The sequence below is a fragment of the Nocardia mangyaensis genome, assembly GCF_001886715.1.
GTDB classification, from domain to species: domain Bacteria; phylum Actinomycetota; class Actinomycetes; order Mycobacteriales; family Mycobacteriaceae; genus Nocardia; species Nocardia mangyaensis.
The window spans coordinates 3,668,393-3,691,249 of sequence record NZ_CP018082.1 but is presented as its reverse complement, the minus strand read 5'-3'; the positions used below and the strand labels follow the sequence as shown (position 1 = coordinate 3,691,249).

At 68.2% G+C, this 22,857-nt stretch carries 20 protein-coding genes and 1 pseudogene; 13 read left to right on the top strand and 8 right to left on the bottom strand.

All coding sequences use genetic code 11. The features are described 5' to 3' along the window. Nucleotides 1–372: 372 nt before the first annotated feature. Nucleotides 373–756, bottom strand: coding sequence for a YybH family protein (locus BOX37_RS16625; protein ID WP_167659953.1), 384 nt, complete (start codon nucleotides 754–756; stop codon nucleotides 373–375). Between the two features lie 102 nt (nucleotides 757–858). On the opposite strand from BOX37_RS16625, the gene BOX37_RS16620 reads away from it, so the two are divergent. Beyond that, nucleotides 859–1,293 (top strand): winged helix-turn-helix transcriptional regulator, encoded by a 435-nt coding sequence (locus tag BOX37_RS16620; protein WP_071928449.1) that lies wholly within the window; start codon nucleotides 859–861, stop codon nucleotides 1,291–1,293. A gap of 57 nt (nucleotides 1,294–1,350) precedes the next feature. Here the strand turns inward: BOX37_RS16620 and BOX37_RS16615 are convergent, their stop codons facing one another. The 3 genes from BOX37_RS16615 to BOX37_RS16605 all read right to left on the bottom strand — a co-directional run bounded on the left by BOX37_RS16615 (nucleotide 1,351) and on the right by BOX37_RS16605 (nucleotide 6,547). Continuing rightward, nucleotides 1,351–4,494 (bottom strand): carboxyl transferase domain-containing protein, encoded by a 3,144-nt coding sequence (locus tag BOX37_RS16615; protein WP_071928448.1) that lies wholly within the window; start codon nucleotides 4,492–4,494, stop codon nucleotides 1,351–1,353. Between the two features lie 84 nt (nucleotides 4,495–4,578). Next, entirely contained in the window at nucleotides 4,579–5,529 is a 951-nt protein-coding gene (locus BOX37_RS16610; RefSeq protein ID WP_071931579.1) for an aminoglycoside phosphotransferase/kinase family protein, read from the bottom strand. Nucleotides 5,530–5,638: 109 nt separating this feature from the next. Then, entirely contained in the window at nucleotides 5,639–6,547 is a 909-nt protein-coding gene (locus BOX37_RS16605; protein WP_071928447.1) for an LLM class F420-dependent oxidoreductase, read from the bottom strand. Between the two features lie 293 nt (nucleotides 6,548–6,840). Here BOX37_RS16605 and BOX37_RS16600 point away from each other — a divergent pair, with 293 nt between their 5' ends. The 4 genes from BOX37_RS16600 to BOX37_RS16585 all read left to right on the top strand — a co-directional run bounded on the left by BOX37_RS16600 (nucleotide 6,841) and on the right by BOX37_RS16585 (nucleotide 10,056). After that, nucleotides 6,841–7,203 carry a hypothetical protein gene (locus BOX37_RS16600; protein WP_156910431.1) on the top strand — a complete coding sequence of 121 codons (363 nt, stop codon included), beginning with the start codon at nucleotides 6,841–6,843 and terminating at the stop codon, nucleotides 7,201–7,203. Further along, complete coding sequence (locus BOX37_RS16595; protein WP_156910430.1) at nucleotides 7,200–8,186, top strand: protein kinase family protein; 987 nt, start codon at nucleotides 7,200–7,202, stop codon at nucleotides 8,184–8,186. Before BOX37_RS16600 ends, BOX37_RS16595 begins: the two co-directional genes overlap by 4 nt. Before the next feature lie 683 nt (nucleotides 8,187–8,869). Beyond that, nucleotides 8,870–9,820: a coiled-coil domain-containing protein gene (locus BOX37_RS16590; RefSeq protein WP_071928444.1), complete on the top strand. Its 951-nt coding sequence runs from the start codon at nucleotides 8,870–8,872 to the stop codon at nucleotides 9,818–9,820. A gap of 50 nt (nucleotides 9,821–9,870) precedes the next feature. Continuing rightward, nucleotides 9,871–10,056 (top strand): hypothetical protein, encoded by a 186-nt coding sequence (locus BOX37_RS16585; RefSeq protein ID WP_071928443.1) that lies wholly within the window; start codon nucleotides 9,871–9,873, stop codon nucleotides 10,054–10,056. A 13-nt stretch (nucleotides 10,057–10,069) separates the two neighbouring features. On the opposite strand, the gene BOX37_RS33345 is transcribed toward BOX37_RS16585, so the two are convergent. Next, nucleotides 10,070–11,779: a glycoside hydrolase domain-containing protein gene (locus BOX37_RS33345; RefSeq protein ID WP_084759742.1), complete on the bottom strand. Its 1,710-nt coding sequence runs from the start codon at nucleotides 11,777–11,779 to the stop codon at nucleotides 10,070–10,072. Nucleotides 11,780–12,062: 283 nt separating this feature from the next. Here BOX37_RS33345 and BOX37_RS16570 point away from each other — a divergent pair, with 283 nt between their 5' ends. The 7 genes and pseudogenes from BOX37_RS16570 (at nucleotide 12,063) to BOX37_RS16540 (ending at nucleotide 19,671) form a co-directional block, all read left to right on the top strand. Beyond that, complete coding sequence (locus BOX37_RS16570; RefSeq protein ID WP_240504897.1) at nucleotides 12,063–13,508, top strand: S8 family serine peptidase; 1,446 nt, start codon at nucleotides 12,063–12,065, stop codon at nucleotides 13,506–13,508. An 8-nt stretch (nucleotides 13,509–13,516) separates the two neighbouring features. Next, the gene (locus BOX37_RS16565) at nucleotides 13,517–14,140 is read left to right on the top strand and encodes a maltokinase N-terminal cap-like domain-containing protein (protein ID WP_071928441.1); all 624 of its coding nucleotides are present in this window, start codon (nucleotides 13,517–13,519) and stop codon (nucleotides 14,138–14,140) included. A 116-nt stretch (nucleotides 14,141–14,256) separates the two neighbouring features. Then, nucleotides 14,257–15,462: a GNAT family N-acetyltransferase gene (locus BOX37_RS16560; RefSeq protein ID WP_071928440.1), complete on the top strand. Its 1,206-nt coding sequence runs from the start codon at nucleotides 14,257–14,259 to the stop codon at nucleotides 15,460–15,462. A 160-nt stretch (nucleotides 15,463–15,622) separates the two neighbouring features. Then, nucleotides 15,623–16,132, top strand: a pseudogene (locus tag BOX37_RS16555) (ABC transporter); the annotation flags it as partial. A 284-nt stretch (nucleotides 16,133–16,416) separates the two neighbouring features. Beyond that, entirely contained in the window at nucleotides 16,417–16,983 is a 567-nt protein-coding gene (locus BOX37_RS16550) for a DUF308 domain-containing protein (protein ID WP_071928438.1), read from the top strand. Between the two features lie 222 nt (nucleotides 16,984–17,205). Then, nucleotides 17,206–18,618: a three-helix bundle dimerization domain-containing protein gene (locus BOX37_RS16545; RefSeq protein WP_240504896.1), complete on the top strand. Its 1,413-nt coding sequence runs from the start codon at nucleotides 17,206–17,208 to the stop codon at nucleotides 18,616–18,618. 186 nt (nucleotides 18,619–18,804) lie between these two features. Continuing rightward, the gene (locus BOX37_RS16540) at nucleotides 18,805–19,671 is read left to right on the top strand and encodes an alpha/beta fold hydrolase (protein ID WP_071931576.1); all 867 of its coding nucleotides are present in this window, start codon (nucleotides 18,805–18,807) and stop codon (nucleotides 19,669–19,671) included. A 50-nt stretch (nucleotides 19,672–19,721) separates the two neighbouring features. Here BOX37_RS16540 and BOX37_RS16535 read toward each other — a convergent pair whose 3' ends face one another. Then, on the bottom strand, nucleotides 19,722–20,096 hold the full coding sequence (locus BOX37_RS16535) for an SHOCT domain-containing protein (protein ID WP_071928437.1): 375 nt from the start codon (nucleotides 20,094–20,096) through the stop codon (nucleotides 19,722–19,724). Nucleotides 20,097–20,209: 113 nt separating this feature from the next. Next, complete coding sequence (locus BOX37_RS16530) at nucleotides 20,210–20,740, bottom strand: winged helix-turn-helix transcriptional regulator (RefSeq protein ID WP_071928436.1); 531 nt, start codon at nucleotides 20,738–20,740, stop codon at nucleotides 20,210–20,212. 60 nt (nucleotides 20,741–20,800) lie between these two features. Between BOX37_RS16530 and BOX37_RS16525 the strand changes: the two genes are divergently transcribed. After that, nucleotides 20,801–21,445 carry a dihydrofolate reductase family protein gene (locus BOX37_RS16525; protein ID WP_071928435.1) on the top strand — a complete coding sequence of 215 codons (645 nt, stop codon included), beginning with the start codon at nucleotides 20,801–20,803 and terminating at the stop codon, nucleotides 21,443–21,445. A gap of 6 nt (nucleotides 21,446–21,451) precedes the next feature. Here the strand turns inward: BOX37_RS16525 and BOX37_RS16520 are convergent, their stop codons facing one another. After that, nucleotides 21,452–22,852 carry a DUF2252 domain-containing protein gene (locus BOX37_RS16520; RefSeq protein ID WP_240504895.1) on the bottom strand — a complete coding sequence of 467 codons (1,401 nt, stop codon included), beginning with the start codon at nucleotides 22,850–22,852 and terminating at the stop codon, nucleotides 21,452–21,454. Nucleotides 22,853–22,857: the final 5 nt, after the last annotated feature.

Genomic DNA, 22,857 nt, shown 5'->3' with positions numbered 1-22,857 from the left:
TGGACGTGTGCTGAGCCAAGCGCCGTGGTCAGTCCCCACACGATTCGTGCGACGCCGATCGCGGTGAGTACGCGACGTTCAGCCGAGTCTGATCTGGTGTTGTTCACCTCCCAAGCATTGACGGACCAGCCAGCCCGAACAACTCGCGTTCTGGGCCACCCAGCAGCCTGGGAACTGGTGCCCCAGCTGGAATCCTTCGCCGAGTTGGGGTGGTGGACGTTGTCTACTCGCATTTGCCTCCGGCTGGCGAACTCCCGGTTGTTCCCCCTGGTCCCTGTGGGGTCGTCGGTGCGGTACGCGCGGCTCGACCAGTTGCTCGGGCAACTCGGCGAGGCCGGGATCGAAAGCCGGATCGTGGCAGACCCGGGCCGGTCAGGGAACGAGGCGGGCGCCGAAGGGGTTGTCGAGCGCGATCTTCCAGCTGTCATCGACCTGGTGACGCAGGGTCGCCACGGAGAGTCCACTCTCGGCGATCGCGGTGCCGTCGGCAGCGGTGCCGTTCATCGTCCACGGCGCGATGTGCACGGCGATGTCACCGGAGATCATCACCTCGTGACCGTTGTCGTAGCGGAAATGCGGTTTGAGGGCGGCGAAGGCCGCGAACCCAGCCCGCAGTTGCTCGGCGCCCCGCACCGGCGAGCCCGGTTCGAAGGAGACGACCGCGTCGTCGACGTAAAAGGACATGACGGTGTCGACATCGCCGCGTTCCAGCGCGGCGGTCATCTCCGAGACGGTGTCGATCACGTTCTGGTGCATGTGGATTCCCCGGTTCGAGTGCTGTTGGTGGACGCCGTTCAGCGTCGGACCGACCATACCTCAACATTTTGATAATGCAAATGTTGTGGGTATGGTGGGGGCATGAAGCGCGCGGTAGGCAAATCGACATGCCCGATGAACATGTTCCTCGAGGTGTTCGGAGATCCGTGGACGTTGCTGGTGCTACGCGACATGCTGCTCGTCGGCAAACGGCGCCCGGTGGAATTCCTCGATTCGGCCGAGCGGATCTCGACCAGCGTCCTGCTGGACCGGCTCAAGCGCCTCGAAGCCGCGAACCTGGTCGCCCGGGTGGGCAGTGGTGAACGCAATCAGGTCCACTACGTCCCGACCGAACGCGCCGTCGACGCACTGCCGGTGCTGTTCGAGATGGCCCTGTGGAGCATGGAACACGAACCGCACGCTCAACCACTCGATCAGGTGATCACCCGCATCCGCTCCGATCCCGACGACTACATCGCCGAGATCCGCGCCGAACTCGACCGCGAGATGAGCGAGTCGGCTGGAGCGGGCCGGTAGCACAGGCGAATCCATGCCCGAGGCGACGACCGTGAGCGAGCAGTAATTCCTCGGCCATCAGAACAGCGTGGTGATCCAGTGTCTGGTGTCGGCGGGGTCGATGACGTCGTCGAGTTCGAAGACGGTGGCGGCGTTGAGGGCCTTGCTGTTGGCGTAGGCGAATCGCACCATGGCGTCGAACGTGGACTGACGCTCGGCGGGGTCGGTGATCGCTTCGAGTTGTTTGCGGAAGCCGAGGCGGACCGCGCCTTCCACGCCCATGCCGCCGATCTCGCCGGTCGGCCAGGCGACGACGAAACGCGGGCTGCGGAAAGAACCGGCGGCCATGGCCTGGGCGCCCAGACCGTAGCCCTTGCGCAAGACGATGGTGCCGAACGGAACCGACAGGGCGGCGGCATCGATGAACAGGCGGGCGAACTTGGTGACCACCGCGTCGCGCTCCACCTCCGGGCCGACCATGAAACCCGGAGTGTCACAGAGAGCGAGGACGGGGAGGCCGTGGGCGTCGCACAGCCGAAGGAAGGCGCTGTACTTGTCGGCGGCGGGCGCGTCGATCGCGCCGCCGAGGTGGTGGCCGTTGTTCGCGACGAGCCCGAGCGGGCGGCCTTCGACGCGAACCAGCGCGGTGACGATCCCGCCACCCCAGTCGGCGCGCAATTCCAGCGTCGAGTCGACGTCGACAACGGCGGCGATGGCACCGCGAATGTCGTAGGCGCGTAACCGGTTCTCTGGCACGACGTGTCGAGCCAGGCGCGGATCAGGGGCGGTCCAGTCGGTGACGGCGCCCTGGAAGTAGGACAGGCAGCGGCGGGCCAGGGCGACGGCGTGGGCTTCGTCGTCGGCGACCAGGTGCACCACCCCGTTGCGTCGCTGGATCTGGACCGGTCCGATGTCCTCCGGCGCGTAGACGCCGAGCCCGCCGCCCTCGATCATCGCGGGCCCGCCCATCCCGATGTTCGCGTCCGGGGTCGCGATCACCACGTCACACATGCCGAGCAGCGCCGCGTTCCCGGCAAAGCAGCGGCCGGACACGATGCCGATCAACGGAACTCGGCCCGACAGGGCACCCATGGCGCGGAAGGTGGTGACTTCCAGTCCCGAGACACCGGTGTAGTCGGTGTCGCCGGGTCGTCCGCCGCCGCCCTCGGTGAAGAACACGACCGGAAGCCGCTGCTCGTGCGCGATCGCGAGCAGCCGATCGGTCTTGGTGTGATTGCGAAAACCCTGGGTGCCCGCGAGGACGGTGTAGTCGTAGGACAACACCGCCGTTCGGACCGCGTCGATGGTGGCCACCCCGGTGATCAAGCCGTCGGCGGGGGTGTTCGCGATCAGGTCCTCGTCATTGCGGTGACGTCGTTGTGCGGCGATCGCGAGTGCCCCGTATTCGCGGAAGCTGCCCTCGTCGACCAGCTCGGCGATGTTCTCGCGGGCCGTTCTGCGGTGCAGACGGTGGCGTTTGGCGACGGCGTCGGGGCGCGCGGCATCCTGTCCGATGCGGTGCCGCGCGCGGACCTCTGCCAGGTCGGTGCGGATGGCGTCGAGGTCGATATCGTCTGTCTCGCTGACGGTGTCGTCATGGTCGACGTCGGTCCAGGTCAGCAGGGGAGTTTGCGGGTCGACGACCGTTCCGTGCTCGACGAGGACGCGGGTCACGCGCAGGGCGGATTCGGCGCGGATCACGTGCTCCATCTTCATGGCCTCGACCACCACGACTTCGCCACCGGGCCCAACCATTGTGTCCGGTGCGGCGATGCTGACCACGGTCCCGCCCATCGGTGATCGCACCAGCTGCTCGCCGTCGCGGATCATGAGCTCCGACCCGGCACCGTCCGCTGTTGCCGCCGTCGCGGTCTCGGCGGCGGCAGCGGCCGACAGCTTGTCGAGAGTGTTCTCGAACCAGGCTGTGGTCACCGGCCCGGTCGCCACGAGTTCCTCGACGACCGCACCCAGCAGTGCCACATTCGTCTCGACACCACCGATCACGGTCTCGGCCAGCGCGTCCGCACAGCGTCGAAGCGCGGCGGAATACGACGGGCCGCCCGCGATCACCTTGGCCAGCAAGGAATCGAAATGCGTGCCGATCCTCGTGCCCGGTCGCGCGGCCGTGTCGACGCGCACGCCCACCCCGGTCGGCCCGGCGAAATGCGCCAGCACACCACTGCTGGGCAGGATCTCGCCAGCCGGCGTGACCAGCTCGGCGTTGATCCGCGCCTGCACGGCGAACCCGTGCGGAGCGCCACTGGGCAGATCGAGGTCGGCGAGCGTTCGGCCGTGCGCCAGATCGAGCTGCACGGCGACCAGATCCAGCCCGGTGGTCACCTCGGTCACCGGGTGCTCGACCTGCAACCGCGGGTTCACCTCGAGGAACCAGGCCTGCGTGCCCGTGACGAGAAACTCGACGGTCGCCAATCCACGACACGACACCGACTCCGCGATCCGCACGGCCTCACGATGCAGACGACTCCGCAGCGCACCGGCGAGCTCGGGGGCCGGTGCGATCTCGATCAGCTTCTGGCGCCGCCGCTGCACGCTGCAATCGCGATCACCCACCGCGACCGCGCGAGCACCATCCCCGATCACCTGGACCTCGATATGCCTGGCCTCGGGAGCGAGCACCTCGGCAAAGACGGCAGCGTCGCCGAACCCGGCCAGCGCCTCGGAACGACAGCGGGCATAGGCGTCGACGAGTTCCGCGGCGTCGCGCACGATGCGTTGTCCACGCCCGCCACCGCCGTGGACAGCTTTGATCATCACCCCGGCCGGGTGCTCGGCGAGCAACGCGGCGATCTCGGTGGTGTTGCCGGTGGTGGCGGGCAACACCGACAGCCCAGCGTCCTGGGCGGCGCGGCGTGCCGCGAGCTTGTCACCGAGGAGCCGCAGGGTCTCGGGGCTCGGACCTACGAACACCGACCCCGCCGCCGCACACGCGGCCGCGAACTCGGCGTTCTCGCTCAGGAAGCCGTATCCCGGATGCACCAGCGCACCCTCGCCCGCCTGCCGCGCGGCCGGCACGACCGTGTCGACATCCAGATAGGCGGCCGCACCGGTCCCGGGCAGTACGACGACCTCATCGGCCAGGCGCGCGGGCAATCCGCCGCGCTCCTCGTCGGTGCACAACGCGAACGTCGTGTACCCGCGCTCGCGGGCGGTGCGCAGGATCCGCACCGCGATCTCACCCCTGTTGGCGACAACCAGCCTCACAGACCCCAGTCTGCAACGAGCCGGCGACCGGTCACCGTGAATTCGCCAGGATCGTTCGCCACGCCACCGGTCGTCGGGAACTCCTCAGCCGAGGAGGTCGTCGGGGAACGGTTGCGAGCGCCACTGTTGCATCGCGGGCTCGATGCCCTCGCGCAGGAGCGGCAACTCGTCGACCAAGGCCAGGCAGGCGATGGTTCGTGCCATTCCGACCGCTTCGACGAACCGGAGCACCCGCCGATCCAGTGGGCGCAGGCCCACCCCGGCCGCGGCCGCGTCGTAGGCGTCGGCGGCCTCGGGTCCGAAGGCGGCGAGATCCCATTCGACCGGACCGAGGGTGGTCAGTTCGAAGTCGGCGTACAAGGCACCGTTCGTGGTGGGCACGATGTTGTAGGCCGGGGCGTCGCCGTGGATCGGCTGTACGCCCATATCGGGGAACGCGGCGTCGAAGACGGCACGAGAAGACACCAGCGGTTCAATCAGCTCCCATTCGTGTTGCGCACGTTCGAGTTCGGCGGGCGCAATCAGGTCGGGGCGCTCGGCGAGCACCGCGAAGCTCGCGGTGAGGGTCTTCGGTTCGGCGGCCGAGAGGAAGGGCAGTTCGCCAGGGTATTCGCGTAGGGCCAGATGCAGATCCGCGACCAGTGCGGCATTGCGCACGTAGTCCGGCTCGGCACTCGAATCGCGGTCGACGTAGTGCCAGAACGTCATCGAGAACCCGTCGCGGTGCACCGGTTCGACGTCGACGAGCGGACTCGGCGCGATCACCGGGGTGCCGTGTTCGGCCAGCCACGACACCACCGCGAGTTCGGTGCGCTGCCGGTCGGCGAGGCCGTCCAGATCCATGCCGGGCGCGAGCACGGTCGGCACCCGAACCACCACCGGCGACGGCGCGAGATGCACCACGACGGAGAACACATCGTGCAGGACGATCGGCTCGGTCACCGCGAGCCCCCGCTCCCGTCCGGCGGCCACCGCGGCCGCCACGGCGCGAGTGGTTCTGGCGGCCCGTTGATCGGTCGTCATCGAGGCAGACATGACGGCGATCGTGCCATGCCCGAACACTCATCGCGAACACATATGCGGGCGGGTAGGCGCTCCCCGAGCACCGCAGTGAGGTCCAGGTCGGCGAGCTCGGTAGTCGAGGTCAGTCCAACGACATGAGCAGCGATCTGGTGCGTTTCGCACTGTCGCCTCGGATGAACGGCACCGCGACGAAATCGGTGGCGCCCGCGTCGGCGATGGCCCGGAGGCGGGTGGCGACTTCGTCTTCGGTGCCGATGATCGCCAGGTCGACCGGGGTGGCGGCGCCTTCGCGATCGAGCATGGCCCGGTAGGAGGGCAGCGCACCGTAGAAGCCGAAGGCTTGGGTGGCTTGGTCGCGGGCGTCGTCGGGGTCGTCGGTGACACAGATCGGCAGGGCGCACACGATCCGCGGGGCGGGCCTGCCCGCTTCGGCGGCCGCGGCGGTGATCGTCGGAGTGATGTGTTCGGCGATGGTGCGCGGGCCGGTCATCCACAGCGTGGTGCCGGTGGTCCGCTGCCCGGCCAGCCGGAGCATCCGTGGGCCCAGGGCGGCCAGCAGCACCGGCACGGGCTCGGGATTGGGCACGGTCAGGGCGATCTGGGCGGAGACGGTTTCTCCCTGGAAGGACACGCTCTCGCCCGCGAGCAGCGGAAGCAACACCTCGAGGTATTCGGCCATGTGCTGAGCGGGACGGGCGAAGTCGTAGCCGTAGACGTCCTCGATCACCCGCTGATGGGACAGGCCGACACCCAGCGTCAGCCGTCCGGGACCGATGGCCAAGGCGGCGGTCCTCGCCTGCTGGGCCAGCACCGCCGGGTGGCGCGGATAGCTCGGTACCACCGCGGTGCCCAACTCGATGTCGGGGACCCGGGCGCCGATCACCGTCAGCGCGGTGAGGGCGTCGAGCGCGAAGATCTGCGAGAGCCAGGCCGAGGTGAAGCCCTCATCCTTGATCTCGGCGAGATCGTCGGCGAGCCGGTCGAGGGCGTCGGGGCCGGGACGGTCGGTGAGCATGATGCCGATGTGCAAGGGTCCTCCTGGGTTCGGATGCGGCCGCGGCGCAGACACCCGGTTGTTCTCAGTCGTACCACTTTTGGGTCATAGGTGGTCAAGAACCCGACCAGGACGGGCCCCACCGAAACCCATTACGCAGACAAGCCCGCAAACCTGGTCCTGTCGGTGGGTTCGATAGAGTTTCGCGGCATAAGATCGGCTACACCCGGGTTGCCACCGTAGATCAGAACCCGAACTGAGGTTTCGACTCAGTCCCGAGTCCGATCCCGAGGCCCCGGGCGTGCGAGTTTCTGGTGGAGGTGACTGTGATGGACGTGGCGCCGACTGTGGTCGCGATCTATGACGTCGGCTTCGCGGAACCGCGAAAGGTGGCCGAGTTCCGGTTGGCCACCGACGGGACGGTGGTACTCACTGTCATCGATCCCGGCGGCTGCCTGGTCGCTGAGCAATGGTACGACCGGGGCGTCAAGATCTACGAGCCACTCAGCAGAATCGGTCCGGATGAAGGCACGCGTTTCTTACGTGCCCTGCTCGACACGCCGGGGATGAGCTACTACCGGGTGTTCGATGAAAGCCCGCGTACACCTCCTCATGATCTGCCGGCCGTGTCGCCTTGGGCGAAGACGCGAGAAACCGGTCCAGGGGATTCGCCGCCGCAACTACGGCCATGAGAGACAGTGTTACCCCGGTCCTGCGCACCCTCGTCCAACGTTTGACCAGGACATTGGATTTGGGCACTCGATCGGTCGCGCGTACCTATGAGCGCACCAGCAGCACCGCCAGAACCGGCGCCCGGGCGATTCGAGACGCCGACACCGGCGGCGCGGGTCTCTTGAAAGAGGCTCTCACCGTGCGCCAACCAAACCCGATGTTGGTGCCCACGCCAGCACGGGATTGGAACTACCGCCCCAGCGACACCGAGTCGGCCATGGCAGCTCGCCGACTGACCACCGATGTCGAGTTCACCGGCGATATGCGCGACGCTGTCGCCCGCAGCTCGACAGAAGTACGCAAGATGCGCTCAGAAGACGGCGAACTCAACATCTACAAACCCATCCACGGGGAGCAATTCGACGCGGGCCTGCCCTTCGTCCATAAACCGGGCTCGTTGACCAGCAGAGAAATCGCCGCGTACCGGGTCGATGAAATCCTCGGGTTCGGCCGAATCCCTCCCACCGCCCGCACCGACGGTGCCATCGGCTCCGACGGCCGACCTTTCGGGCCTGGCATGATCCAACAGTTCGTGGACTCCACGCCATCCAGGCCATTCGATGCCTATCCCAGAGTCCAGCAACAGCAAGTCGGAGTCCTGGACTACGTCATCGGTTCGATGGACCGACATTCCGGTAACTATCGCACCGTTGACCGCGGCAATCACCTCGACGTCATCGCCATCGACCACGGTCGGTCCTTCCCCATGGGGCTGCGCCCTCTCGAGGTAGATATCGACTCCGACTTCGTCGCCGCCCAGAAGGGGCGACAACTCGAACCGGAAGTCCTCGACGCTGTACGCAGTGTCGATACCGACCACCTCCGATCAGCACTCGGAGACGCGGGCCTGCACCCCAACACCATCGACGGAGCGCTGGCACGACTCGAGAAGATCCGGGAACTGGGCCACATCCCCGCAGACGTCAGACTCCTTCCACCCTGACCCAGGGTGCCCCTGTGGTCAGCTTCGGGAGTTTCGGGCCCGTTCGTCGCTGAGGTCGGGACTCGCTCACGGTCGGTATCCGTCCATCGTGCCCGGATCGACTGGCGACCCACCACTGTTCATGCGAGCGGGAGTGTGCGTCACGTGTGGTGAGTATGGCGGCACGGTCGCCCCCCGGTGGATGTTCAGGTGATGGCGTCGGGGTTGGGGGTCGTAGTCCTGGCCGGTCTCGCCGTACGAAGACGGTCATGCGGCCACACTGACCCCACGGCGGTGCCTCGCGAGGGCACCAGTTTTCGCACCCTTTCGTCGCCTTTTCGTTTCGTTTGCCGCAACCAAACGTAAACGTAAATATTCTGTGGTGATTCGGAAGTTCGAAGGATCATGGCCCCCGATAATGTTCACTTATCGGGGGTCAGAACTGTCGGGTCGGGATTCGGGTCCTGAACGGGCGACACAGATTTCGTTTCGTGTAATACGTTACGAATTGACGGAATCAACGCTACGATTCTCTGGTGTCGAGTGTCTGCAACTACCCAGGCTGTGCCCGTCCCATTACTCGCGCCGGGGGACCCGGGCGACCCTCCGAATACTGTGATCACCCGGACCACACGCGATGGCGGGCGTGGCGGGAAAGGCAACGACAGCAGCAGGAGTCGGAGGCTGGGGCCGGTTCCGTCACTGTGACGCCGCAGGGGCCGGTGACGGTGGCGCGGTTGCGGGCCGATGAGCTGCTCGGGCAGTTTCGTGGGCTCGCTGAGCAATTGGGGACCACGCTGACCGCGGCGGTCGCGGAGATGCAGACTCTCGGTGATCCGTCGGTAGCAGAGGCGCAGGTCCAGGCGGTGCAGGCCGATGCCGCGCGCAGGATCGCCGAGGCGGAGATGGCGACGGTGACCGCCGAACAGGCTCGGCGGGAGGCCGAGGAGGCACGTGCGCTGGCGGAATCGGTCGCCCAGGACGCGGTCGCTGCCGCGGAACAGGCTGAACATGATGTCGCCGAAGCCCAGACAGCCAGAGACGAAGCGCTGGCCTCGATGGAACAGGTGACCAAACAGGCCGCCGATGATGTATTCGCGGTGCGCAGTGAAGCAGAAGCCGAAGTCCGTGCGGCGCAACGGCGTGCGGCAGAAGAAATCGACCTGGTTCGGCAGGAAGCCGCCGACGCCGTGGCTCGTGCCGAACAGCGGGCCGATACCGAGATCGCCCACCTGCGCCGCGATGCCGAGGCGCGGGTCTCCGCTGCGAACGCCGAACGTGATCTGGCCGAGCAGCGGGCCGCCGACGCCGATCGCGCCACCGAACGCGCCGAACAGGCCACCGCCGAACGGGTGGAAGCGGCCGCCGAGGCACGCGAGGAATGGCGGCGTGCCCGCACCGACCTCGATCATGTCCGCGGCGAACTCGACCGGACCCGGACCGAACTGGCCGAGCTGCGCCGGAGCACGAGCGCCGATGCCGAGCAGCGGCGAACGGAGGCGGCCGCCGAACTCGACCTGGCGCGCACCGACGCCGCCGAGCGGCTCGCCGCTCTCGACGACGCGCGCCAGCAGACACTGGCCCGTGCCGAACGCGCCGAGCGGCAACTCGACGAACTCCTGGCCGCCACCCGCAGCGCGGTGCCACAGACATGAGTGGGGGTATCGGGCGCGGCGAACCGCGCCCTCGACTACCGTCAGGGTTCATGACCGAGCAGCCCGGCCCTCTGGAAACCACCCGCGAGTTCGCCGCCATCGATATCGACGACATGTTGAACGACGAACAGACCTACACCGGCCCCTCATCGCGCACACGACTGATCGCGATCGTGGTGATCGCCGCGCTGGTCCTCAGCGTCGGTGCCACCACCCTCGCGCTCATCCTGGGCTGACCAGGGGGCCGCACTAGGCCGGGCGCGCCAGGGGTGTATCGGGGTCGCCGGAATTGCGCAGCGCGACGATCTGGTCGGGCACCCAGTAGATCCGGCCGAACTCGAATTCCTGGTAGACGCCGTCGTCGTGAGTGATCTCGTCGGAGGCCGGCCAACCCAGCTGGCCGTTCTCGAAACCCGAGGCTGCCCAGCGCGTCCCGATCGCACCGTGCACCCAGTGCGCGGGGTGCTCGGCACGACGGTAGACGGTGCCGCCCTGGAAAGCCTGCGCGAGCCCGGGGCCGGTGCCGCGTGGGTCGGGGAGCTCGGTGTGTTCGGCGATCGGATATCCCAGCGGCCCCGTCTCCCAGCCCAGCTCGGCGAATTTGGTCATGATCGCGGTCGGGATGGCGTGCGCCGCGGTGCTCGGGTGCCAGTAGACGTAGCCGTGCTCGAACTCGGCGAAACGGCCGAGCCCGTCCGGGGTGGCGAGTTCGCCGTCGGTACGACGCGCGCCCAGCCACGGTGTGGATGCCGCGCGAGCGTCGATGGCGGACGGGCCGGTGTGGGTGAAACTCGCGACGTGGGTGGCGAACACGTCCCACGGGAAGTTCGGGCCGACATCGGTGTGGGTGCCGATCCCCAGCGCCCTGGTCACGTACTGGTGGTCGGTGATGCCGTCGGCCACCCGGTAGGGCGGGGCGATCACCTCGGTCGAGTATCCGTGCCGGTGCGCGCTGCGCACCGCGAGATGAGCGGCGATACGCAGGTCGGCGTCGATGGCCAGCCAGTCCGCGCGCGACCAGGCGGTGCGGCTGCCCGCGAAGCACAGGTTCACCGTGAACCGGTTCGCCGAGAGCACCGACCAGGACGCGAGTTCTTCCGGCACGACCCGCACGACCACCGCGTCGCGCAGTGTGTAGTGATAGGAGACGCCGTTGGCGGGGTTGTTCAGGTAGGCGGCCAGGGATTCGGCGGTGCCGTTGCCCTCCTGGGTGTGCAGCACGAAGTTGGTGATGCGGGCGCCCTCGCGCGGGGAGTGTGAGCGGCCGAGCTGGTCGAGTTCGGTGAATGCCGGGATGGTGGTGGTGCGGTCGATGCTCCACTGTCCGAAGTCGGGGGCCAGGATGTCGTTGACGTCGACCCGGGTGCCGTCGATGAGGGGCCCTGGTTCGGACGGGGTGTCGATGATCCGCTGGTACAGCACCGCCCGCGGTTCGCGCTCCCCCCGCGACCACGCGCGTGTCTGCCACGCCCAGCTGGTCTGGCCGTGTCGGCCGATCACACCGTCTTCGATGGCCCACGCGCACACCCGCGAATGCCCGTAGATGCCGGTCCATGCCGTGCCGAGGACCGTGTTGACACCGCGGAAGAACTCCACGGCGGTGCGGTTCCACTGGGTCAGGGAGATGTCCTCGTCGACGGCGAAGAAGATCGGCGCCCGCTGGGGCGCACCCAGGCTCAGATGCGTGGCCAAGGCCTGTTCGGCCATCCGGCGACCACCGTCGAAACCGGTGGTCCAATCCGAGGGGGTGGGGTCTGCGGGTTTGCCGTACTGCCAGATCGAGACGATGTCGAGCCCGGCGGCGGTGAGGGCACGCGCGTAGTCGGCGGTGATCGGTTTGGCCCCGAAATTCGCGCCGGGTCTGCTGGGTGAGACATAGGCCAGCACGGCGGAATGTCCCGCGGCGGCGATGGCGCGCGGATCGATGAGCCTGGCGGCGAAATCGACAGCTGTGGACATGATTGACCCCCTGCATGACTGCGTATCCGATGGAATGTTTTCACGCTCGAACACCGCGCTGCGGCGGCAGGGTGATGCTGGCACCCTGAATCGGTACCGGGGGCGACCTCAGCTCACCCGGCAACCATGGTAGGTGAAAGATTTTCCGGCGCACCGGGATTCACCGATCAGTGGCGCTGACCGGGGCGCTGCGTGTGGACGAGGGCAGCGGCTTCGGCGTGTCGCCGTCGGCTGTCACGGGCCAACGGTGGCGGGCGCATGCCGCGCGCGGTTCACTGTAGCCATGGCCTCCACCGCTCGACCCAGCAGGCAGCGGCGTCCGGGGGTGCCCGGCCCCACGGTCTCGCCTGCCGAACTGATCGTCGTCACCGCGCCGACCGGTCCCGCGATCACCCCGATCGCCCTGCGGGAGAACCGTTCCGTGCGTGCCCGGGTGGACGAACTGCTGCCCGCCACCGCGCGTCTGGTGCCGATCTTCGGGCCCGACAACCGGCTCGCCGCCCGGCTCGCCGACACCCCGCAAGCGCCGGTGGCCGGGGCGTATCTCAGCTACTACAGCGTGCGCGGGGAGACAGGTGACCTCGACGAACTCGCGGATCGGTTGCGTGCCGACGACACGGTGGCCGGCGCCTACGTCAAGCCCGCCGCCGAACCACCCCTGGCACCGCTGGCCGAAAACACCGTCGCCGCGGACGCCCCGCCGGTGACCCCCGACTTCCGTTCCCGGCAGGGCTATCTGGAGCCGGCACCGCACGGCATCGACGCGGTGTGGGCGCACGGGCAGCCCGGTGGCCGCGGCACCGGGGTGCGGGTGATCGACGTGGAAGGTGCGTGGCGGTTCACCCACGAAGACCTGCGCCAGAACCAGGGCGGGGTGATCGGCGGCGCCTCCTCGACGGATCTGGGCTGGCGCAATCACGGGACCGCGGTGGCCGGTGAGATCAGTGGCGATGCCAACGAGTTCGGTATCACCGGGATCGTGCCCGACGCCCACATCAGGGCGATCTCGATCTTCGGGATCGGCTCGGCCGCCGCCATCCGCTCCGCGGCCGACGCCCTGGACCCCGGCGATGTCGTGCTCATCGAACTGCACCGTCCCGGACCTCGATTCGACTACCGGGCGAGACCGGATCAGCGTGGCTACATCGCCGTGGAGTGGTGGCCTGACGATTTCGCCGCCATTCGCTACGCCACCGGGCGTGGCATCGTGGTCGTGGAAGCGGCCGGCAATGGCGGGGAGAACCTCGACGATGCGGTGTACAGCGCTCGGCCCGAGGACTTTCCGGCCCAGTGGCGTAACCCGTTCGACGGTGCGGATTCCGGTGCGGTGCTGGTCGGTGCGGGTGCGCCGCCACCGGGTCTGCACGGGCGAGATCACGGTCCGGCGCGGTCGCGGCTGGCGTTCTCCAATCACGGTGCCCGCCTGGACGCCCAGGGGTGGGGTCGGGAAGTCACCACGACCGGCTACGGCGATCTGCAGGGTGGCGCCGACGAAGACCTCTGGTACACCGACGAGTTCAGCGGCACCTCGAGCGCGTCCCCGATCGTGGTCGGCGCGGTGGCCGCCTACCAGGGAATTCGGGCGAATGGCGCGGGTCGCGTGGGTCCGGCGCAGATCCGTGCCCTGCTGCGCGCGACCGGTTCGGCCCAGACCGCCGCACCCGGGCGAGCTGTCACCGAGCGCATCGGGGCACTGCCTGATCTGCGCGCCATGTTCGCGCGGGGTTAGCCTGCGGTATGGCAGTCATCCATCGCACCACCTTGGTTCCCGGCAAGACCGACCTCGTCGCGGCATGGCTGCCGGGGCGCCAGTGGTATCAGGGGACGGTGCCTCGGCTGCGCAAGGCCGGTGGTTTCCGGCTCGACGATCCCGACGGCGCGGTCGGCATCGAATTCCTGCTGTTGATGGATGATTCGGCGCCCGTATCGGTGCTCTACCAGGTGCCGCTGACCTATCGCGGCGCTCCGTTACCCGGCGCCGAGAACGCGCTACTCGGCACCGCCGAACACGGCACGCTCGGCCGCCGGTGGATCTACGACGCCACCCGTGATCCGGTCGCCGTCGCCGCGGTGCAGGATTTGCTGGCCGGCCGGGCGGTCGCGCAGGCGCAGAACCACAGCGACACCGTCGATTCCTCGGTCGTGGTGACCAGGGTCGAGTTGGCTTCGGCGGGTGGCGAGAACGGTGTCGCGGTCGACGGCGATACCCACACCGATGTGCCCATCGGCGCGGCCGCCTTACGATTCCATCGTCTTCCCGCAGCCCACCAGCGGGGAGCAGGGGGATCGGTGGCCGTGCCGCACACACCCGGCAGTGGACCGGTGCACACTGTCGAGTTGGTCAGCGTCCTCGGCGGCTGAGCCCTTGCGGCAGCCGAGGGCACCTCGGGCTCGGCCTGGGGACATGCCCGACCTGGACTGTTGGTTGGTGAGAAATCCAGGTGTGCGGGAATGGGCTCGCGTGGCATTGTTCGGGAATGACTTCGGCGAAGAGTGTCACCGTGCGGTCCGCGACCGAGCAGGACCGGCCCGCGATCGCGGCTCTGCAGGAGACCGGATTCGGGATGCGGTACGGGGACGACGAGCGCGCGCTCCACCACCAGTTGTGGCCGGTGGAGCGGGCACTGGTCGCGGTCGACAACGGCCGGGTCGTCGGCCACACCACCGATATCACCATGACGGTGACCGTGCCGGGACAGCACACCGTGCGCGCTGCCGGGGTGTCCGGGGTGGCGGTGGCCCCGACACATCGACGACGCGGAATCCTGCGGGAGCTGTATACGGCTCAGCACGAGCGCACCGAATCCGACGGACTGCCGTTGACGGTCTTCACCGCCAGCGAGGCCACCATCTACGGCCGTTTCGGCTATGACACCGCCATCCTCGACACCGCGATCACCATCGATCGCCGCCGGGCCGAATTCCGGCCGAGCACACCGGATCCCGGTGGCGTCGAACTGGCCACCCTCGCCGAGTCGGCCTCCCACATCGAAGAAGTCTACGGCCGATGGCAGCGGCAGGTGCCGGGTGCTCAGGCGCGACCGGCGGCGAAATGGGGCATGGTCTTCGCCGACGTGGAGCGTCACCGTGACGGCGCGACCTCGCTGTTCGTCCTGGTCCATCCCGACGGCTACGCCCTGTATCGGCGCCGCTACCGCGATCACCGGTCCATTGTCTCGGTCGTGGAACTGCGGGCGGCCACCCAGCAAGCGCACCTCGCGCTGTGGCGGGTGCTGCTCAGCATCGACCTGGTGGACTCGGTCGAAGCCGAGATCTCCGACGACGACCCGCTGCCGTATCTGCTCACCGATTCCCGCGCGGTGCGGGTGACCCGCCGTGGGGACTCGCTGTGGGCGCGGGTGATGGACGTCCCTGCCGCGCTCACCGCCCGCGCCTACCGCCACGACCTGGACACGGTGCTGGCCGTGCACGATCCGTTCCGATCCGCGGGCGGTGAGTTCGCCCTGCGCGTGCGCGACGGCGTCGCCGAGTGCGAACCGACGACCCGGCCCGCCGAGCTCGTCTTCGACATCAACGTGCTCGGCGCGCTCTACTTCGGTGCTCACCGTGCTCGTGTCCTGGCCGCCGCCCACCGGATCAGGGTCGAGGACGTGCCGGCATTGCGTGCCTTCGACGAGGCGTTCACCACCGATCGCATGCCCGAACTCGGCTGGTTCTTCTAGCCCCGGAGATCGGTCCCCGTCGTCGAATGTGCCTGCGTGTACGGCGACGGGGACCGGGCCACGGCGGGTAGCCTCGGTAGCTGTGGATTCGCACGAGGTCGATCCTTCGGTTCGGGTGCGTGGTGCCCGGGTCCACAATTTGCGCGATGTCGATGCGGACATGCCGCGAAATGCCCTGGTCGCGTTCACCGGTGGCCCGGGTTCGGGGAAGTCGTCGCTGGCGTTCGGCACCCTTTACGCGGAGGCGCCGCGCCGGTATCTGGAGTCGGTGGCACCGTATGCCCGGAGGTTGCTGCATCAGGTCGAGGCGCGCGAAGGCGACTATCCGGAAGGACCGGCCAGAACCGGGGCCGGTCACTACCCGGAGGGCACCAATCGGCTGTACTCCGACGCGTTCTCACCCAACACCGTCGAGGGTGCGTGTCCACGCTGTCATGGACAAGGCGTCGTGCACGAAGCCACCGAGGCGTCGATGGTTCCCGACCCGTCGCGCAGCATTCGGGACGGCGCGATCGCCTCCTGGCCGAGAGCCTGGCAGGACAAGAACCTGCGGGATGTGTTGGCCGCGCTCGGCTACGACATCGACCGGCCCTACCAGGGCACCTACGCCGGTGCCGAACGGCTGCTGTTGCGTTCGCACGCCGAGTCCAAGAGCGAGACGACGCGGCGCGCCTTGCGCGCGAGTACGGTGTACCTACTCGACGAACCCACCACCGGACTGCATCCCGCCGACACCGATGTGCTGCTGCGGCAACTGGATTCACTGGTCGACCCGGGGGCGAGCGTGGTGGTCGTCGAACACGACATGACCGTGGTCGCACGGGCCGATCACGTCATCGACATGGGGCCGGGCGGCGGCGCGCAGGGTGGGCGGATCGTGGCACAGGGGACACCGGAGCAGGTCGGCGCCGATCCGGACAGCCGGACCGCGCCGGATCTGGCGGAGCGGATCGCATGAACGAGTCGGCGGCGGGGCAGCGGACCCGGCAGGCGCTGCTGATCGCGGGTGGCGCGTCGTTCGTGCTCGGGGTCGCGACCCTGCTGTGGCCGGGGCGTGCCGAGTCGACGCTGGCCTCGCTGTTCGGGATCTCGCTGCTGGTGAGCGCCGGAGTGCAGTCCTATCTGGGGTTCCGGGCGCGGATCGCGGTCGTGGTGCGGCTGCTGGTGCTGGTCAGCGCGGCGCTGACCGCGGTGTTGGCGGTGCTGAGTTTCGGGGGCGGGAGCATCGAGTTGCTCGCGTGGTGGATCGGGCTCGGCTGGGCGGTGCGCGGGGTCGTGCAGGCGTTGGTGGGGGTGTGGGACGAGCAGATCAGCGACGGTTGGCTGCACGAGATCAGCGGATTGGTGACTCTCGGGATCGGGATCGCGATCATCGCGATCACGTTCAAGACCGTGACAGGGTTGGCGACCGTGGCCGGGGGTGCACTGGTGGTGATCGGTGTCCTCGACCTGCTGGCCGGAGGTCTGCTGCGTGCCGGTGCGCCTACCGAGGGTGACGCGGCGGTGGTCGCCGAGCGCTGATCACGAAATATGTACCGGCAGAGCGGGTTTCGGTGGAATCGCGAACTCGCGGACAACACGACATGGCGGGCAGTGGAGCGGGTGTTGAACTCTGCGTGCCCGGGTCTTCCCAATGCGGGTCCGTGTGCTGGGCGTCGGTAGCGTGGCCCGCGGCGTGCGCACGGGAGGGCCCGGACGGCGCGCCGCGTCCGTCAACCCCCAGGTGAGCCCAGGAGAGAAGTGGTGTCACGCGTGAACCCCGGCGCCGACGTCGTCCAGCGTGAAGCGCAGGCGATGCGGCGAATGACCGAGAGTCTGGTCGAAGACCTGTCCGAGAACGTCCCCGTCGACCAGGTGACCTCGGCAGTGGGTGCCGCGCACAAGCGCTTCGCGGGCACCCCGATCCGGGAGTTCGTGCCGATCCTGGTCGAGCGGATCGTGCGCAGCGAACTCGCCGATTCCGACCCGACAGTGCGAGTGCCCGCACCGTCGGCGCGCACCACGGTCGCGGCGTCGGAACCGGCGGCGCGCCAGGAAATGCGGGGTGTGCGAGGGCGGGCGAGTCGACGGGCTGTGGTGCCGCTGGCGCTCGGTGCGATCGCCGTGGTGGCCGCTGTCGTGGCCGGGTTGGTGCTGCTGCCCGGCGGTACGCAGACCCCGGCTGCGGCGCCCGTGGCACCGCCGACAGTGGTGCGTGGGGTCGTCGGGTCGGAGAAGATGGCGTTCTTCGCCGACGACCGTGTCGTGCGGGTGCTGGCCGACAACGGGATCGCCGTCGAGGTCGAACCCGCCGGGTCGCGGCAGATCGCGACCTCGGTCGACCTGGACCGTTTCGACTTCGCATTCCCATCGAGCAGTCCCGCCGCCGAACGCATCCAGCGGGCCCGCGCCATCACCGCCAAGTACACCCCGTTCTCCTCGCCGATCGCCATCGCCACCTTTGCGCCCATCGCCGAGCTGTTGACCGCCGCCGGGGTGATCACGCCGGGCCCGGTGGCGAGTTTCGACATGAACCGGTATCTGGAGCTGGCCGCCGGTGGGGTGCAGTGGGACGATCTGCCTGGCAACACGACCTATCCGGTGGCCAAGAACATCCTGGTCTCGACCACCGATCCGCGCAGCTCCAACTCCGCGGCCATGTACCTGTCGATCGCCAGCTATGTCGCCAACGACCACACCATCGTCCGTGGCGCCACCGCCGAAGCGCATGTGCTGCCCGCGCTGTCGAAACTGTTCCTCGCCCAGGGCTACACCGACAACAGCAGCGAGGGGCCGTTCAACCAGTACCTCAGCAACGGCATGGGCCCGACCCCGCTGGTGTGCATCTACGAGGCCCAGTTCGTCGAAGCGGCGGCCGCGGGGCGGATCACCCCGGACATGGTGCTGACCTACCCGACCCCGACCGTGCTGTCCAACCACACCCTCGTTCCGCTGACTCGCACCGGCGACACGATCGGCCGACTACTCACCGACGACCCCGAACTCCGCCGCCTGGCCGCCGAACACGGCTTCCGCACCGGCGACACCGCCCAGTTCAGCGCGGTCGCCGCCGCCCACGATGTGCCAGTGGTCGCCGATCTGATCGACATCGTCGACGTACCCGCCTACGACACGCTCGAACGCCTGCTCGACGGGGTCGCCAACTCCTACAACTGAGCGAAGGGGGTGACAACGGCGACCGTCGTTGTGTCCGGACCGGCCACCGAGCGAACTGGCGCCATCATCAATGCCGTGACCTGTGGGACAGGGGGTGGTGAAAGAACCTTCGCGGTCAGCGATGAGTTCTTTCGGTGGGCACCGTCTCTATGAGTGCTACCTGTCGCCGAGATCCGGGAGAGTCACATGACCGCCAGTTCCGCCGTCACCACCGGCACCCTCGTGGTGCCCGATGCCCGCCTGTATTACGAGATCCGCGGGGCGGGACCGCTGCTCGTGCTGGTCGGAGCGCCGATGAACGCGGCCGCCTTCGCCTCGACGGCCCACCAGCTCGCCGCCACCAACACCGTGCTCACCACCGACCCACGCGGACATCGCGCCAGCCCCCTCGACGATCCTCGCCAGGATTCGACGGTACCCGCGCGCGCCGACGATCTGGCCCGGCTGATCACCCACCTCGACGCGGGGCCGGCGGTGGTGTTCGGTTCCAGCGGCGGTGCCGTCTCCGCGCTGGCGCTGGCCCAGACCAACCCCGACCTGGTGACCACGGTCATCGCGCACGAGCCGCCGCTGCGCGAACTGCTGCCCGATGCCGATGCCCAGCGCGCGGTCACCGAGGACATCATCGCCACCTTCGCCACCGGGGACGTGGTCGGTGCGTGGCGGAAGTTCTTCGCGCAGGCCGGTATCGAGATTCCGGAACCGATGCTGGAGCAGATGTTCGGTGGTGAACGCGACCCCGAACAGGTCGCCACCGAGCGCTACTGGTTCGATCACGAACTGCGCCACACCACCGCCTGGGTGCCCGATCCATCGCTGCTGCGGTCGATTCCGACGCGGGTGATCGTCGGGATCGGCGCGGACTCGACCGGCCAACTGTGCGACCACGCCTCGCGGGAACTGGCCGCCTCGCTCGGTGTGGAGCCAGTACTGTTCCCAGGCGATCACACCGGATTCGTCGACGATCCCGTCGCGTTCGCCACCCGGCTGCAGCACGTGCTGGACGCACCTGAGTCATGGGTGAAGTTGCCGACCGGTCAGGAGCAGAATTGATGCGTTCCGCCATCTGACGGTGCCCGATCAGGCGAGCTGGGGCTGAGCGGTCAGGACAGCGCCTTGGCCTTGAGCTGGTCGAATTCGGCCTGGGTGATGGTGCCTTCGGTGAGCAGCCGTTTGGCGTCGGCGATCTGGGCGGCCGGGTTGGTGCCCGCGGTGTCACGGATGTAGCGGTCAGCGGCCTTCTGCTGCTGCTCGGCTTCGGCTTGCGCGCGTTCCTGCATGCCGCCCCCGCGTGCGATCAGATACACCAGCGAGGTCAGCACCGGGATGAACAGCAAGAACACGATCCAGATCGCCTTGACCCACCCGGCGGTGTGCTTGTCGCGGAACAGGTCACCGAGAATGAAGAACAACAGCAGCAGGTAGGCGACGAACCCGAAGCTGACGATGATCAGCCACACGACATCCCAGAACGACATGACGCACCTCGATCGACTCGGAGGGAAGACGCCACCTGGTGGCATCCGCCCGAGGCTAACGCCACCGTCGCCGCGTCCACCTCACCCGAACCGGGTGAAATCCAGCGGGCGGTCTAGCCTGTCGTCGTGTCGGCCACCGCTGCCTGGTAGGCGGCGGTCAGTTCCGCGAGGACCCCGCCGGTTGGCGCAGGCACGCTGTGCAGGTGGGTGGCACGCAATTCGGCCATGAATCGTTCCCACAGGGCCGGCCCGCCCGCGGCGAGGAGTTCGGCGCGCACTGTGAGCTCCGGGGTCGTGTCCAGCCACGCGGCGCCCCAGGCGCCGAGGTGCGCAAGCACCGGAACGAGCTCGATCGCGGCCTCGGTGAGCCGGTAGGCGACCTTCTGGCGGTGGCTGGGGTCGTCGTGGCGGGTGAGCAGGCCCGCGTCGACGAGTTTGGTCAAGCGCGCGGCCAGGATGTTGGACGCGATGCCCTCGATGGATCCGGTGAGCAGTTCGCGGAAATGTGTCCTGCCACTGAACATGATGTCGCGTAGCACAATCAGGCTCCATCGGTCGCCGAGGAGTTCCATCGTCATGTTGATCGGACAGCCCGATCTGCCCCGGGGGAACGGCAGCGTGTCGTGAATAACTGGTTGCGACATGAAATCAGTTTAGAGTAGAATCGCAACCACTTGCACAGTGCAATCGGAAAGGGAAGTTCGATGACCCCCATGGTGCGCGTTCAGAACTTCAGCATCTCCAGCGACGGCTACGGCTCCGGGGAAGGGCAGACCCATGAGCGCCCGTTCGGGCATGCCGACCCACGCGACCTCATGAGCTGGGCGGGGGCGACCGCGCACTGGCCCAACCGCACCGAGCCCGGCGGAACCTACGGGCTCGACGACTACATCATCCGTGACTTCGCCAACAACATCGGCGCCGAGATCATGGGCCGCAACAAGTTCGGCCCGCAGCGCGGACCGTGGCAGGACCACGACTGGCAGGGGTGGTGGGGCGACGCGCCGCCGTTCCATACGCCGGTCTTCGTGCTCACCCACCACGAGCGGCCCCCGTTCACGCTGAGCGACACCACGTTCCACTTCCTCGATGCCTCGCCGAAGGACGCGCTCGAGCGAGCCTTCGCCGCCGCCGACGGCAAGGACGTGCGGATCGGCGGCGGGGTCGCCACGGTCAAGGAGTTCCTCGACGCCGACCTCGTCGACACCATGCACATCGCCGTCGCGCCCGTCGAACTGGGTCGCGGCGAACGGTTGTGGACCAGCCCCGACGAGCTGACCGACCGGTTCCACCTCGAGCAGATCCCCAGCCCGAGCGGGGTGGTGCACCACTTCTTCTGGCGGAAGTAGCTCCTCTCACCAACCTCGCTCGGCGGCCTCCACGTCACCGGCGGCGATGGCGGTGACCAGGTCGGCGTGGTCGGTGCTGGTTTGGTCGGCGTAGGCGCGGGCGAAGTCGAGGATGCCCGCGGCGAAGGCCTCGCCTTTGCCGATGTAGCCGGCGATGGCTTCGGGTTCACCGCTGCGGGCGTGCGACTTGGCCAGGGCGACACCGCAGGCGGAAGCGAATTGCGGGAGGTAGCCGGCGATTTCGCGGCCGCTGGGAATGATCTTCATGTCCCGGAACTGGCGGACGTAGTAGTCGTTCTCGTCGACGCGCACATAGCCCAGGAAGATGTCGCTGGCCGACTGCATCAACCGCTGTCCGACCACGACGCGTTCGCCGTGGTTGTCGTAGGCGCTCGGGCCGAGGAACTCCTCGTACACCGACGATGTCGCCTGTTTGACCTGGAAGAACACCGACTGGCGTCGACTGTCGCCCTCCATCAGGTGCAGGTAGACGCGCATGCCGACACTGCCGACGCCGACCACCTGCTGGACGGTGTCGATGCGGGTGAACCGGCCGACGAGCCGTGCCAGATGCGGGGGGATCGAGGCCAGGTAGGTGTCGAAGATCTGCTCGTAGACACTGATCTCCTCCTCGTCGCTGAGCTGGAAATGGCGGCGTTTGAGCGGATCGTCGCTGATGCGCCGTCGCCCGTCGACCACCGTGATCAGCTGGCGTGCCGTGCCCTCCTGAGAGCGTTTGGCGGCCTGCTTGTCGATCGTGTGCTTGGCCTCCTTGGCGAAGGCCGAGGTGAGGTGTTCCAGTGGCATGTCCGCGGTGAAGCGGTCGTACCAGATCTCGAGTTCCCCGGATCGGGCGTAGCGGCGCATGGCGGTGCGGTAGCCGTCGACGGCGGCCACGGCGGCGTCCTCGGCGGTCGAGCGCGCGATACCCTCGGTCTCGGCGAGGACGAAAATGCTGGTGGTGAGGCGTTTGAGGTCCCATTCGAAGGGTCCGGGCAGGGTCTCGTCGAAATCGCGGGCGTCGAAGAGGAGTTGACGTTCCGGGGAGGCCCACAGTCCGAAATTGAGAATGTGGGCGTCCCCGCACATCTGCGCGGTCAGTCCGGAATGCTTGCGCACTCCGAGGTCGGCGGCCATCACCGCGGCCGCGCCGCGCAGGTAGGCCCACGGCGAGGACGCCATTCGGGCGTAGCGCAGCGGCAGCAACTCGCGATCGCGCACGGACTCCTGTGCCCGCAACCGGTCCAGGGCCGACATGGTCCGTGTGCTCGGATCCCACTGCCCGGTGGCACGTCGAGGGGCGCGGGTGCGGGCCGCGCGACCGGCGGCGGCGTCGTGGTCGGTCACCGGCATCGCCCGCACCCGCGCCGACGACGGCGACCCCGATCCAGGTACCTCTGCGCTCATCACAG